The 15297-nt window shown below is 32.2% G+C and carries 13 protein-coding genes; 3 read left to right on the top strand and 10 right to left on the bottom strand.

Annotated features, from left to right (window positions below; all coding sequences use genetic code 11):
* Nucleotide 1 precedes the first annotated feature (1 nt).
* The 10 genes from ilvB to H9661_RS11540 all read right to left on the bottom strand — a co-directional run bounded on the left by ilvB (nucleotide 2) and on the right by H9661_RS11540 (nucleotide 11730).
* Nucleotides 2-1672 (bottom strand): biosynthetic-type acetolactate synthase large subunit, encoded by a 1671-nt coding sequence (gene ilvB / locus H9661_RS11495; RefSeq protein ID WP_143317022.1) that lies wholly within the window; start codon nucleotides 1670-1672, stop codon nucleotides 2-4.
* Between the two features lie 66 nt (nucleotides 1673-1738).
* Nucleotides 1739-3397, bottom strand: a complete 1659-nt coding sequence (gene ilvD, locus H9661_RS11500; protein WP_143317020.1) for a dihydroxy-acid dehydratase — start codon at nucleotides 3395-3397, stop codon at nucleotides 1739-1741.
* 3 nt (nucleotides 3398-3400) lie between these two features.
* Complete coding sequence (gene leuB, locus H9661_RS11505; RefSeq protein ID WP_143317019.1) at nucleotides 3401-4483, bottom strand: 3-isopropylmalate dehydrogenase; 1083 nt, start codon at nucleotides 4481-4483, stop codon at nucleotides 3401-3403.
* 42 nt (nucleotides 4484-4525) lie between these two features.
* Complete coding sequence (leuD, locus tag H9661_RS11510) at nucleotides 4526-5014, bottom strand: 3-isopropylmalate dehydratase small subunit (protein WP_143317017.1); 489 nt, start codon at nucleotides 5012-5014, stop codon at nucleotides 4526-4528.
* A gap of 14 nt (nucleotides 5015-5028) precedes the next feature.
* Entirely contained in the window at nucleotides 5029-6288 is a 1260-nt protein-coding gene (gene leuC / locus H9661_RS11515) for a 3-isopropylmalate dehydratase large subunit (RefSeq protein WP_143317015.1), read from the bottom strand.
* 14 nt (nucleotides 6289-6302) lie between these two features.
* Entirely contained in the window at nucleotides 6303-7898 is a 1596-nt protein-coding gene (gene cimA, locus H9661_RS11520; RefSeq protein ID WP_143317013.1) for a citramalate synthase, read from the bottom strand.
* 44 nt (nucleotides 7899-7942) lie between these two features.
* Nucleotides 7943-8464 (bottom strand): acetolactate synthase small subunit, encoded by a 522-nt coding sequence (gene ilvN / locus H9661_RS11525; protein ID WP_143317012.1) that lies wholly within the window; start codon nucleotides 8462-8464, stop codon nucleotides 7943-7945.
* A 614-nt stretch (nucleotides 8465-9078) separates the two neighbouring features.
* Nucleotides 9079-10425 (bottom strand): phosphoglucosamine mutase, encoded by a 1347-nt coding sequence (gene glmM / locus H9661_RS11530; protein WP_191768868.1) that lies wholly within the window; start codon nucleotides 10423-10425, stop codon nucleotides 9079-9081.
* 82 nt (nucleotides 10426-10507) lie between these two features.
* Nucleotides 10508-10807: a YerC/YecD family TrpR-related protein gene (locus tag H9661_RS11535; protein WP_143317008.1), complete on the bottom strand. Its 300-nt coding sequence runs from the start codon at nucleotides 10805-10807 to the stop codon at nucleotides 10508-10510.
* 92 nt (nucleotides 10808-10899) lie between these two features.
* The gene (locus H9661_RS11540; RefSeq protein ID WP_143317006.1) at nucleotides 10900-11730 is read right to left on the bottom strand and encodes an AIM24 family protein; all 831 of its coding nucleotides are present in this window, start codon (nucleotides 11728-11730) and stop codon (nucleotides 10900-10902) included.
* A 172-nt stretch (nucleotides 11731-11902) separates the two neighbouring features.
* Here H9661_RS11540 and H9661_RS11545 point away from each other — a divergent pair, with 172 nt between their 5' ends.
* The 3 genes from H9661_RS11545 (at nucleotide 11903) to H9661_RS11555 (ending at nucleotide 15213) form a co-directional block, all read left to right on the top strand.
* Nucleotides 11903-12607 carry a response regulator transcription factor gene (locus H9661_RS11545; RefSeq protein WP_191768870.1) on the top strand — a complete coding sequence of 235 codons (705 nt, stop codon included), beginning with the start codon at nucleotides 11903-11905 and terminating at the stop codon, nucleotides 12605-12607.
* Entirely contained in the window at nucleotides 12597-14024 is a 1428-nt protein-coding gene (locus H9661_RS11550) for a sensor histidine kinase (RefSeq protein ID WP_191768872.1), read from the top strand. The genes H9661_RS11545 and H9661_RS11550 overlap by 11 nt, the downstream gene beginning before the upstream one ends.
* A gap of 97 nt (nucleotides 14025-14121) precedes the next feature.
* Nucleotides 14122-15213: an Ig-like domain-containing protein gene (locus tag H9661_RS11555; protein WP_143317001.1), complete on the top strand. Its 1092-nt coding sequence runs from the start codon at nucleotides 14122-14124 to the stop codon at nucleotides 15211-15213.
* The last annotated feature ends 84 nt before the right edge of the window (nucleotides 15214-15297 follow it).

The following is a 15297-nucleotide window of genomic DNA, read 5'->3' on the forward strand; positions in this document are numbered from 1 at the left end:
TTTAAATATCTTCTTCACATATTATTTGATTAATTGGCGCACCTGGTGCAACCATTGGAAATACTTTTTTATCATAATCAATCCTATAATCTATGAGCACTGGTCCCTTACTATTTAAAGCTTTTGCCAATACTCCTTTAAGCTGATTTCTTTCTACAACTCTATATCCAGTTGCTCCAAAAGCTTCTGCAAGCTTTACTAAATCAGTTTCCCTATCTAATGTTGTATGAGAATATCTTCCATCAAAAAATAATGTTTGCCATTGTCTAACCATTCCTAAAACATTGTTATTCATAACAACAACTACTACTGGCAAATTATTTTTAACAGCTGTAGCAAGCTCCTGACAATTCATCATAAAGCTTCCATCACCAGCTATATTTACAACCTTACTTCCCGGTTTTCCAAACTGTGCTCCAATTGAAGCTCCTAGCCCAAATCCCATAGTTCCAAGTCCACCTGATGAAATAAAGGTTCTAGGTTTTCTAAAATTAAAATATTGCGCTGTCCACATTTGATGCTGACCAACTTCTGTTGAAATTATTAAATTACCATCATCTAGCGAATTTAATACTTCAAAGAAATATTCTGGAGTAAGTTCTTTTTCTTCATCTTTTTTATATGCACTTAAACTTTTTAAATGCTCTGCATTCTTTAACCACTCTTCATTTTTATTTTCTTTAACCTTTGGAATAATTCTTTCTAAAACACTTTTCAAATCTCCTATAACAGACAAATCAACCTTTACATTTTTATTTACTTCCGCTGGATCTACATCTATATGAAGTATCTTAGCATTACTCAAATACTCTCCACTTGCAACTACTCTATCTGAAAACCTTGCTCCTAAAGCTATAAACAAATCACTCTTTGTTGCACTTATATTAGATGCTTTAGTTCCATGCATACCAATCATGCCAGTATACAAACGATGATCCTTCGGAACTACTCCTATCCCCATTAAAGAACTACAAATTGGTGCATTTATTTTTTCTGCTAACGCTAAAACTTCACTGCTGCAACCTGCTATAACCGCGCCTCCACCTACATATATAAATGGTTTCTTTGCTTTATTTATTAGCTCTATTGCCTGTTCAATCTTCTCTTCTTTAATAGTGAATTCTTTTCTTCCAATACTTAACGGAGTTTTCTTTTTATATTCAGTTTTTTCAATTTGAATGTTCTTAGGAATATCAATCAAAACCGGTCCTGGTCTGCCTTCTCTCGCAATATAAAAAGCCTCACTAATTACATCTTGAAGTTTATTTACATCTTTTACAATATAATTATGCTTAGTTATAGGCATTGTAATCCCAGTTATATCTACCTCTTGAAAACTATCCTTTCCAAGCAAGTTCATTGGTACATTTCCTGTAATAGCAACTAAAGGAATTGAATCCATATATGCTGTTGCAATTCCAGTTACTAAATTTGTAGCTCCTGGTCCTGATGTAGCAATACACACTCCTACTTTTCCAGTAGCTCTTGCATATCCATCAGCCGCATGAGCTGCTCCTTGTTCATGACATGTTAAAACATGTTTTATCTCATCTTGATATTTGTATAATGAATCATAAAGGTTAATTACTTGACCACCTGGATATCCAAAGACTAGATCAACTCCCTCATCTATAATAGATTTAATTACTATGTCAGATCCTGTTAAAATCATCTAGCCCCCTCCTTTTCATAAAACATAATTTTTTATAAGTCTCTACACCTTAATTTATCATTACTATTATTTAAACACAGCTCCTGTACTGGCTGAGCTAACAAGCTTTGAATATCTAGATAAATAACCTTCCTTAACCTTTGGTTCAAATGGCTTTAATTTTTTTCTTCTCTCTTCAAGAATTTTATCTGATACCTTAAGTTCTAACTTTCCACTTTCTATATCTATGGAAATAATGTCTCCATCCTCAACTAAAGCAATAATTCCACCTTCAGCTGCCTCTGGCGATACGTGTCCAATAGAAGCTCCTTTTGTTGCCCCACTAAATCTTCCATCTGTAATAAGAGCTACTTCTTTATCAAGCCCCATACCTGCTATTGCGGATGTAGGGGATAACATTTCTCTCATCCCTGGACCACCCTTTGGCCCCTCATATCTAATTACAATAACATCTCCAGATTTTATCTTTTTGCTCATGATAGCTTCTATAGATTCTTCTTCCGAATCAAAAACCTTAGCTGCTCCTTCATGCTTAAGCATTTCAGGTGCAACTGCTGACCTCTTGACCACAGCCCCATCTACAGCAAGATTTCCTCTAAGAATTGCTATTCCTCCAGTTTGACTATAAGGCTTATCTATAGGCATAACTACACTATAATCCTTAACATATTTCCCCTCAGTATTTTCCCCTTGAGTTTTTCCTGTTGCTGTTATGCAATCTAGATAAACAAGATCTTTCTTTGAAAGTTCATTTATTACTGCCCCAATTCCTCCAGCATAATATAGATCTATAATATGAACTTGAGATGCAGGTGCTAAGTGGCAAAGGTTCGGCACTCTAGCTGAAACTTCATTTATAATATCTAAATTTATTGGAATTTTAGCTTCATTAGCTATAGCTGTTAGATGCAAAACTGAATTTGATGAGCATCCAAGTGCCATCTCTACAGTTAATGCATTTTCTATAGATTTTTCAGTTACTATATCTCTTGGTTTTATATCCTTTTCCAAAAGATTCATAACTGCCATTCCTGCTTGCTTCGCAAGTCTTATTCTCTCAGAATAAACTGCTGGTATTGTACCATTTCCAGGTAAAGCTAAACCTAAAACTTCTGCCAAGCAATTCATTGAATTTGCTGTAAACATTCCTGAACATGACCCACATGTTGGACATGCGTTATCTTCTAATTCTTTAAGATCCGCTTCAAGCATTGTTCCATTTTCAAATGCTCCAACAGCTTCAAAAACAGTTGTTAAAGAAACATCTCCACCTTTAAATTTTCCTGGAAGCATTGGTCCCCCACTTACAATTACAGCTGGAATATTAAGCCTTAATGCTGCCATCATCATACCTGGTACAATCTTATCGCAATTTGGTATAAGAACTAGAGCATCAAATCCATGTGCCTTTACCATACATTCAATAGTATCTGCAATAAGTTCTCTTGTAACTAAAGAATACTTCATTCCTTCATGACCCATAGCTATTCCGTCACATACTCCTATAGTCGGAAATACTAATGGTGTTCCCCCAGACATAAGCACTCCTTTTTTTACCCCTTCAACGATTTGATCTAAGTGAACATGTCCTGGTATTATATCATTTTGTGATGTTACTACCCCAATTAAAGGTCTGTCTATTTCTTCTTCTGTAAGTCCTGCTGCTTTAAAAAGAGACCTATGAGGGGCTCTTGAAGCACCTTTCTTTACACAGTCACTTCTCATAAGTTACATCCCTTTCTCAATTTTATTCATAACTAATTTACCCATTTCTTCTGTTCCAACAAGCTTCATTCCTTCACTCATGATATCTCCTGTTCTATATCCTTCTTCTAAAACCTCTTGAACAGCTTTTTCTATAAGCTTAGCTTCATCCTCTAAATTAAAGCTATTTCTAAGCATCATAGCTCCAGAAAGAATTGTTGCGAGTGGATTAGCTATACCTTTTCCTGCAATATCAGGTGCACTACCATGAATTGGTTCATACATTCCAAAACTGTTTTCTCCAAGTGAAGCTGATGGAAGCATTCCTATAGAACCTGTAATCATGCTAGCTTCATCTGATAATATATCTCCAAACATATTTGAAGTTACTATTACATCAAATTGTTTTGGATCTCTTACAAGTTGCATAGCAGTGTTATCTATATATAAGTGATTTACTTCTACTTCTGGATAATCTTTTGCAACTTCTTCAATAACTTTTCTCCATAATCTTGAACTTTCAAGTATATTGGCTTTATCTACTGAAGTAACTTTTTTCTTTCTCTTCATAGCTGATTCAAAACCAATTTTTGCAATTCTTCTCACTTCATCTTCATTATATTTTTCAGTATCATATGCTGCTGGAACTCCATTATCTGAACATCGTCCTCTTTCACCGAAATAAATTCCTCCAGTTAATTCTCTAACTACAAGTATATCTATTCCATCACCTATAATACTTTCTTTAAGTGGTGATGCATCTTTTAGTGGAGCATAAAGAATTGCTGGTCTTAAGTTGCAGTAAAGACCTAACCCTCCTCTTAATCCTAAAAGAGCTTGTTCTGGTCTTATTTTTGCTTCTGGGTCATCCCACTTCGGACCTCCAACAGCCCCAAGCAATACTGCATCGCTCTTCTTACATTCATCTAAAGTTTCCTCAGGAAGTGGTGTGCCAAGTTTATCTATAGCACATCCACCTGCCAACAAATACTTATAATCAAACCTATTGCCAGATCTTTCTCCTATTAAATTTAACACCTTTACTGTTTCATTAATAACCTCAGGCCCTATTCCATCTCCAGATATAACCGCTATATTATATTTCATATTTCTAACCCCCTGTTTTATTTACTGCTTATTAAACATTTCTTATTTTTTATTTCTTATATATCCTGCTAATCCATCGTTATCTATAATGTTTTGCATAAACGCTGGGAAAGCCTCCCCTTTGTAAGTTTCATTTTTAGTTAAGTTCCTTATTTCACCTGTTGTGAAATCAACTTCTAACTTATCTCCTACATTAATAGATTTAACGGCTTCTTCACATTCAAGTATTGGTAATCCTATATTAATAGCATTTCTATAAAAAATTCTTGCAAATGTTGAAGCTATGACACAACTTACTCCAGATGCTTTAATTGCTATAGGAGCATGTTCTCTTGAAGATCCACAACCAAAATTTTTGTTTGCTACAATAATGTCTCCCTCTTCAACCTTTTTAACAAAATTTAAATCTATATCCTCCATACAATGAGCCGCAAGCTCCTTATGATCAGATGTATTTAAATATCTTGCCGGTATTATTACATCCGTATCTACGTTATCTCCATATTTAAAAACTTTTCCTGTTACCTTCATTATATATATCCTCCTTAAACCAACTCTGGATCTGTGATTTTCCCTGTTAATGCTGATGCTGCTGCAACTGCTGGACTTGCTAAGTAAACTTCTGATTCAACATGCCCCATTCTTCCAACAAAATTTCTGTTAGTTGTTGATACAGCTCTTTCACCTTTAGCCAATATTCCCATATGTCCACCTAAGCATGGACCACAAGTTGGAGTTGAAACAACAGCTCCTGCTTCTACTAAATCTTTTATAATTCCTTCTTCCAAAGCCTGAAGATAAATCTTTTGTGTTCCCGGGAATACTATACACCTAATTCCTTTTTTAACTTTCTTACCTTTTATAATGTCTCTTGCTATTCTTAAATCTGTCATTCTACCATTTGTACATGATCCTATAACAACTTGGTCTATAGTAACTTCTCCAACATTATCTATTGTTCTTGTATTGTCAGGTAAATGTGGGAATGATACTGTTGGTCTTAATTTACTTAAATCTATTTCATAAACTTCATCATATTCAGCATCTTCATCAGCTTCGTACTTCTTCCATTCTCTGCTTGCATGTTCTTTCAAATATTCTTCTGTCTTTACATCTACTGGAAAAATCCCATTTTTCCCACCAGCTTCTATAGCCATATTAGCCATAGTAAACCTATCATCCATAGAGAGATATTCTAATCCATCTCCTACGAATTCCATTGATTTATATAATGCTCCATCAACACCTATCATTCCTATTATGTGTAAAATTACATCCTTACCACTAACCCATTTTGCAGGCTTACCTTTAAGTACAAATTTAAGTGCTGAAGGAACTTTAAACCAACATTGTCCTGTAGCCATACCAGCTGCCATATCTGTTGATCCTATTCCTGTTGAAAAAGCTCCAAGTGCTCCATAAGTACAAGTATGAGAATCAGCTCCAATAACTACATCTCCAGCAACTGCTAATCCTTTTTCAGGAATTAAGCAATGCTCTATACCCATTTCTCCCACTTCAAAGAAATTAGCTATTTCTTTTTCATGAGCAAACTCTCTAATATATTTTACTTGCTCAGCTGCCTTTATATCTTTATTTGGTGTAAAGTGATCAGGCACAATAGCAATTCTTTCTTTATTAAATACCTTGTCTACTCCAAACTTTGAAAATTCATTAACTGCTACAGGTGTTGTAATATCATTACCTAATACTAGATCAAGCTTTGCTTCAATTAATTGTCCTGCCTTTACACTTTCTAATCCAGCATGAGCTGCTAAAATTTTTTGCGTCATTGTCATTCCCATTTTATAATCATCTCCTAAAAATATGTTTTTACTTTTCTTTCTATATCTTTTATTAGTTTGTATTCTATTGAGTCTACCAGAGCTATCCAACTAGCTTGAATTATATCTCTAGATACTCCAACAGTACTCCAATTTTCCACACCATCTGTAGATTCAATTAAAACTCTAACCTTTGCCTCAGTAGCACTCTCCGAGTCTAAAACTCTAACCTTGTAATCTACCAGTCTCACATCTTTTAACTGAGGATAAAATACTTCCAATGCTTTTCTGAGTGCCTTATCAAGTGCATTTACAGGTCCCTCTCCCTCTGCTGCATTCATTTCTTCTTTTCCATCTACAGTTACATTAATCATTACTGAAGAAGTAAATTCACCATTATCTGAAGGCTGTTCTGCAAAAACCTTAAAGTGATTTAGTTTGAAGAAAGGTTTATATTTACCTATAATTTTTCTCATAACTAATTCAACAGTTCCCTCTGCTCCTTCAAATTGATATCCTTCATACTCCAATTCCTTCAATCTATCTGTTATAATTTGAACTTCTTTACTTTCCTTAGATATCTGAGGAAATATTTTTTGAATCTCCGATAGAATAGTGCTTTTCCCACTAACTTCAGATATTAAAAATCTTCTTTTGTTCCCTACACTTTCAGGGATTATATGTTCATATGATTTTGAATCTTTACAAACTGCATCTATATGCATTCCACCTTTATGTGCAAATGCTGAATTTCCTACATAAGGTGTTTCATCTTTTAATGTTATATTTGAGATTTCTGCTATGAATCTAGCAACACTAGTTAATTTAGAAAGGTTTTGATCATCAATTATTTCATGCCCCATTTTTAACTTTAAAGTTGGAATTATTGCACTTAGATTTGCATTTCCACATCTCTCGCCCATTCCTATAAATGTACCTTGAATGTGATTTATCCCAACTTGTGCTGCCACAATAGAATTAGCTACCGCCATTCCTATATCATCGTGACAATGTATACCTACATTGCCCCCTATATTGCTTATTGCTTCTGATGCTATATCTTTAACCTCATTTGGTAGCGTCCCTCCATTTGTATCACATAATACAACTGTGCTTGCCCCTGCCTTCTCCGCTACCTTTATGGTTGATAGAGCATATTCATTATTATCTTTATATCCATCAAAAAAATGCTCTGCATCAAATATTACTTCTTTTCCTTTATCTATCAAATATTTTATAGTATCACTTATCATATTAAGATTTTCATCTAGTGTAGTTTTTAAAATTTCTGTAACCTGAAAATCCCACGACTTACCAAATACTACTACTACATCAGTATCTGCCGAGAGTAGATTTTTTATATTCTTATCATCCTCAGCTTTTATATTTGATCTCCTAGTGGATCCAAAAGCAGCTATCTTAGCCCGATTTAGCTTTACTTCCTTGATCCTTTTAAAAAACTCCATATCCTTAGGATTGGATCCTGGATTTCCCGCTTCAATATAAGTAACCCCAATATCATCTAATGCCCTAACTATTTTGAGCTTATCTTCTAAAGAAAAGGAAATTCCTTGTCCCTGTGCCCCATCTCTTAAGGTTGAGTCAAAAATGCTTATGTTTTTATTTGTCATTAAAGCCCCTCCTTATTTCATTATTGCCTATTTATATTACTAACTTAAATTTCATCAGAATAATCATCGTAGCTTACTATTGTCCTATCTCCTCTTTCAAGAGCCGCTACCCCTGTTCTTACTAGCTCCCTTATTCCATATTCATCCATAAGCTTAATTAATGCAGATATCTTATTCTCATCCCCTGTCAACTCAATAGTTAAAGTATCAACAGATAAATCAATAATCTTACATCTAAATATCTTAACTACTTCATTAATATCTGCTCTTTTTTCGGCACTAGCCTCTACTTTAATAAGCACTAATTCTCTATACACTGAATTATTGTCTTTAAGATTAATTATTTTTATTACATCTTCTAATTTATTTAGTTGTTTTTGTACTTGCTCAAGAGTATCATTGTCCCCATTTAAAGTAATCGTCATTCTCGAAATTCTTTCATCTTCTGTTCTACCAACTGTCAAACTATCAATGTTATATCCTCTTCTTGAAAACAATCCAGCTACTCTACTTAGCACACCAGATGAATTCTTCACAAGAACTGATAATACATGTTTTTGTTCCATCTTTTCCCCCTCCTTACATTAACGGAACCATTAATTTAAATAAATAATTGCTTTATATAGTATATAAAAAAAACCACCCTTAATGATATACATCATAAGAGGTGGAATAATACTCCGCCTAAATATAACATAATCGGTTCTAACAAACCCTTACATATAACGGATGCTCACCGGATATCGCTTACTCACTTATAAACAAAGCTTTCTGGATTCTGCTCAGGAGTGATACCTATTTAGCCAAAAGTATCAGTTCACACCAACCACTGACTCTCTTAAACTTTTTTATGCCAAATAACCTTCTCCATCTTTGCATTTTTAATACTAGGAAACTATTCAGTTGTGCTTTTGATAAGATTTTACCCCTATATTTTTTTATTGTCAACATTTTACTTGTATTTTTATTAATTTAATACCACGAGTATTCCTAATAAATCATTTTAATAATCAACCCCAAAAAAACGTCAAATTATTATTAATTTATCAATGATTTTTCCCGAACACTAACAATATGTTACCTTTTTCTTTTTAATATTACCACAATATCATTTGTATGTATTGTTATGATATAAAAAAAGACTCAATACGATTCCAAATCATATTGAGCCATTCTTCTATCAGTTACATTTTTTAACTATCATATCAGCTAAATCATGAGCCATTTTATTAATTTCTTCTTGATTTTCTCCTTCTAGCATAACTCTTACTAAAGGTTCTGTTCCAGAAGGTCTTATTAAAACTCTACCTTTTCCATGTAAAGTTTCTTCAATTCTTTTTATCTCAGCTTTAATTTCTTCGTCTTCTAAGTATATATTCTTTTTATCATTTGGAACAGTAGCATTAGCTAATACTTGTGGTAATTCCTTCATGATAGAACATAATTCACTTAACTTTTTCTTTTCCTTCTTAACTACAGCTGCCACTTGAAGTGCAGTTACTAACCCATCTCCTGTAGTGTTATAATCTAAGAAAATAATATGTCCTGATTGTTCTCCACCAAGAACATATTTCCCTTTAATCATTTCTTCAAGTACATATCTATCTCCAACCTTAGTCTTTAATGTTTTAATATTTAACTTTTCACAGGCTATATCAAGTCCAAGGTTGCTCATTACAGTAACTACAATAGTATTATCTTTCAATCTATTTATTTCTTTTAAATGTTTTCCACAAAGAGCTAAAATAAAGTCTCCATTAATTAAATTTCCCTTTTCATCTACTGCAAGACATCTATCTGCATCTCCATCAAAAGCAAAGCCTACATCACAGCCCTTTTTAACTACATACTCCATCAATTCCTCTGGATGAGTTGATCCACACTTCTCATTTATATTAGTTCCGTCTGGGTTGTCATTTATTACATATACGTCAGCACCTAATTCTCTAAATGCTTTTACAGCTGCTTTATATGCAGATCCATTAGCGCAATCTAAGGCTATTTTAATTCCTTCTAAATTAACAGCAATAGTTTCTTTAGCAAAATCTATATAATCCTCTAATGCACCTACTTCAATCATTTCTCTACCTACTCCAACACCTACTGGACTAGGCACTCCATAGAAATCTCCTTCTATAACACTTTGAATTTCATCTTCTAATTCATCTGATAATTTATAGCCTTTGTCATCAAAAAACTTAATTCCATTATACTCAACTGGATTATGTGATGCAGATATCATAATTCCAGCGTCAGCCCCATATTTTCTTGTAAGATGTGCAACTGCTGGAGTTGGAACGACTCCAAGTACAACAGCTTCAGCTCCAACAGATAATATTCCTGCAACCAAAGCAGCTTCTAACATATCTCCTGAAATTCTAGTATCCTTCCCTACCAATATCTTTGGTTTATGGGCACCTTCAGTTAAAACAAATGCTCCAGCTCTCCCAAGGTTATACGCAAGCTGCGCTGTTAATTCTGCATTAGCAATTCCTCTAACTCCATCAGTTCCAAACATTCTACTCATATAAAATACCTCACTATATTAATCTCTAATATTCTATTTTTTCTATACATTAGTATAAACTTTAATACTAATTATATCAACTTTATCTTTCCTTAATTCTTTCTAGCACCATGTTATATCCATCACTTCCATAATTCAAACATCTATTTACCCTACTTATTGTAGCAGTACTTGCTCCTGTAATTTCAGCTATTTCTGTATAAGTTTTCTTTTCGCTAAGCAATTCAGCTACCTGAATTCTTTGAGCTAATGCTTTCACCTCATTAATTGTGGCTACATCTTCAAAAAACTTATAACATTCTTCTATATTTTTAAGCTTTAAAATGGCATTAAATAATAAATCCATTTCATCACTTTTGATCTTTGATTCATAAGTGCTCATAATTTCACTCCTAACAATATATTATATATTCACATACAATTATACTTAATGCTTTTTTAATTCACAACTTTATTATATTAGAGCACTCTATTTTAAACCTCAGTATTACTTTTCCCACCAGGATTAGTCATACCATTTAACCCTATTAATTTAATATCTGAATAAACACTTTGTGTCGGCAATAGCCACACTTCTCCAGTTCCTGAATATACATTTAGTAAACCTTCTCCATTAGTAGCACTTCCTATTACAGAAGATGATTTTTCTACAGTAAATTTTATGTTACTTGTCCTAAGTACAACAAAATTACCATCAACTTTTATTGAATCATTAAATAATTTGCATTTAAATACCTCTGTTTCTGGCACAGGTAATTCTAAAACTACTATACCACTTCCTCTAAGACTTGTTTGATACACCCCCTCATGTCCAAACAACATAGAAGATACACTTTTTTGCATAGCTGCACCAACCTCTACTTCTTCTTCACAGGCATAAAACAAACCATCATCTACAATTATTTCTTCGTCTTCTAACTCAATTAAGGCGTAATGTCCAAATGAAGGCTCCAAAAAGATTTCACCACTTCCTTCATAAGTCGGCTTAAACATCTCTTCTCCTGTAAGCTTACTATTAATAAACTTTTTCCCAAGTCCTATTACTCCTCCAGTTTTATTTTCAATGCATATATCACCCTTCATATAACTTAATGCTCCAGCTTCAAGTTTTACAGCACTATCCTCTAGAATAATTCTAACCTGCCTAAGTTTAATTCCCGCTTCATTCATAACCTTTATTCCAAAGGCAGTTTCAATATCTGTAGCTCCTTCCAACTTATCATATTCAAGCACTTGAAACTTTGAATCATTTGACATTTGTGAAAGCATTGTTAATTTATTTTCAGAATTTATGCTAGTTCTCATAATTCCCACTCCATACTTCTTATATTATAAAATATTAACTTACCTACATTTTATCATATTAACCCATCATAGTCTTTTTAATTCCAAAAACCTAAAAATGTATTAATATTGGCAATAACTATATGTTAATATGTTAAAGTAAAATTAGTAGTTTATTAAAGGAGAAATATATATGAATAATGATTATAAAGTATTAGTTGTTGAAGATGAATTGTCTATAAATGATATTCTGTCATCCGCATTACGTTCAGAAGGGTACTCTGTACGAAGTGCATTTAGCGGCAAAGAAGCTAGAGCACTATTAAAAACCTTTAACCCTTCCATTGCTTTATTGGATATAAATCTTCCTGATGAAAGCGGTTTTGATATCTGCAAGGATATTACTAGGACTTATTCGATTCCAATAATAATGTTAACTGCCCGCACAGATATAGTTGATAAAATTTTAGGATTAGAACTTGGAGCTGATGATTATATTACTAAACCATTTCACATAAAAGAAGTTTTAGCAAGAGTTAAAAATGCTCTAAAACGAATTGATAAGTACAAATATAAATGCGAAGATAAATTCGTTCTATTAACAAATAATATAAAGATTAATTATGAAAGTAGATGTATTTATAAAAATAATGAACTAGTTAAACTAAAGCCTAGAGAATATGATTTATTAGAATACCTATCCAAAAATAGGGACAAGGTATTTTCTAGAGATACACTACTAACTCAAATTTGGGGATTCGATTATGATGGAGATGAAAGGACTGTTGATGTTCATGTAAGAAGACTTAGAAGTAAATTGGATGATAAAGATGAAAGATCACTAATTGAAACTGTTTTTTCTGTAGGCTATGTGATGAGGTATAACAATGAAAATTAAAACAAAAATCACTATTGGTATTGGAACAATTTTATTAACATCAGGAATTGTTTTTAATCTTACTTTTAGAAATATTTTAAACGAAAGAATGGAGAATACTATAAAAGAATCCGTCTCTCAAATTATGAACAGTACCATGGAATCTGTTAAATACAGAAACTCCTTAAGTTCTACTGAACCAAATGAAGATAAGCTCAAAAATGGTGCTGATTATTTGGTTAGCTATATATCATTAAATAACTCTTGCAATATTCAAATAAGAGATAACTCTAATAAAATACTTGCAAGCAATACTGCAGTAGAATTTGGAACTGAAATAGACAAAAATAGTACTAAAGCATTAAATGGAAGTGCAGTAATCTTAATCAAATATTCAAATTCTAGTGTTTATGGAATATTATCTTACCCCATTTATATTGATGATATACAGCTTGGAACTTTAACTATAGAAAAGGAATATAATGATATTTACCTAAGTAATCTAAGCACTATAAACTTAATTACTGTATCAGAACTTGTTATTTTCCTATGTATCTTTTTTACTGCACTTTTAATTACCTCTACAGTAACTCATCCAATTATAGCATTAACTGAAGGAGTAAAAAAAATAGAAGAAGGTGATTATAACTTTTCTATCAAGTCCAAACATAATGATGAAGTTGGAATTCTATCTAAAGAATTTATTAACATGAAAGATAAGATTAAAGAACAGATTCAAACTATAAAAGAAGAACAATTAAAAGTTGAAACTTTAGAAAAGCACAGAGAAGAATTTTTTAACAATGTTACCCATGAACTTAAAACTCCACTTACTGCAATAACTGGTTATTCAGAAATGCTCAAGGATGACATTGTTATTGATCCAGACTTTAAGAAAAGAGCTGTTGAAAGAATATACGTGGAAAGTGATCGTGCCCATAAGTTAGTACTAGATCTAATAACAGTTTCAAAGGGGCAAACACAGATATCAGAAGCTATAAGCGAAATACATATGAAACCCCTTATCTCAGAGATAATAGAAGATATGAGCTTAAAGGCAAATAAATACTCACTAAACATTAATTATACTATTGAAGATGGTATTGTTTTAGGGCAACAAAATAAACTTAAGCAATTATTTATAAATATTATTGATAATGCAATTAAATATTCATTTAACAGCAACATTATTTCAGTAAATTGCTACTGCAAAGAAAATTTCTATTTTGCAGAAATAAGCAATAGTTCAATGGGAATTCCTGAAAATGTATATAACAAAATATTTGATCCATTTATAAAAACTAACTCATCTCCAGATAATTATAGTAGTGGATTAGGTCTGTACATCAGCAAACAAATTGTGACTAGCCATGGTGGAAATATATATATTATTAACGGCGAAATAGTAACTGTAAAAATAGAATTTACTCTTTTGTAATTATTTTTTCTTGTTAATAACTTGGAAATATATTCTCTATTTTTAGAAATATTTCAAGTTTATTATCTAAGTATAAACTAACAAGGAGTCGAAATTTATGAAAAAAATTAATTTATTAAAGGTCTTATTATTATTCATTTTTTCTATTTTCATTGCCATTCCACTATGTGGTTGTAACTCAAAACAAGATAAAGAAATAGTTGTAGCGAAAAATGTTAAGGAAGATTTAAACTCTGTTAAAAGTGAAATTCTTCAATTAATTGAAGAAGGAAATGCATTTTTGCACTCCGGAAAATACCCTGAAGCTAGAACCTCTTACGAAAAAGCTATTTCAAAAGATAAAGCAAACGAAAGCACTTACCTACAAATTAAAGATAATTACATGAATGCTAAAAGGTTTGATGATGCCTACTACATTATAAAATTAGCTATTGACAATAATGTATCTAAAGATGCAATGTCTAAAGTTTTAGAGGAAATAAAATCGAACTTTTCACCTATATTACTTGAAAATACTATTTCTGAAGGAGCTGATTACAATTTACCAACTCAAACCAATATACCCGAAGCCACTATTACTAATCCGGTAAATATTAGATGGCCTCAAAAAAACATTGACACTTCAAACCCTGGCACTTTTACTTATGATGGTTATATAGATGAGTATGGAAGAACTGTACACTTAACATTAACAATAAAAAAGGTGGTTAAACAAAAGATCCCTACAACACAAAAAAAAGAAGTTGTTAAATCATCTAAAATTGGATTTATAGATAGTATATATGAAGAGAATGGAGATACTTTCATAAAATTTAATGAAACTGAATTTTATAGAAATGAAGATGCTAAAAGAGAGTATGCTAAAGATGGATTTAGTCCTTCAGATTATGAATGGGGCAATGACTATTATATACGCGAAAATAACAAAGAGCAAAAGACATACAAATTATCCAAGGACTGCAAAATCAATGTTTGTTCATATCTAGTTGATTCTGAATTTCAATACAAAACAGAACTAAGAACTATATCTAAAGACAATTTTAAAATTTATGTATCTAATTGTATTAATAGATATAATAATGAATTAACTCAAGATCCTGAAATGCCAAAGTATACTAGAGCTTTACTCTTCTGGATAAATACCGAGGATGATATAGTAACAAGCATGAATATGCAATATACTCCTTAATTTTTACAAAAAGGGGCTGTATCAAAATAAATTTTGATACTAGCCGAAAATGCTAAAAGAGGATTCAGAATTTGAATCCTCTTT

The organism is Clostridium cibarium, from assembly GCF_014836335.1.
Taxonomy (GTDB): Bacteria; Bacillota; Clostridia; order Clostridiales; family Clostridiaceae; genus Clostridium; species Clostridium cibarium.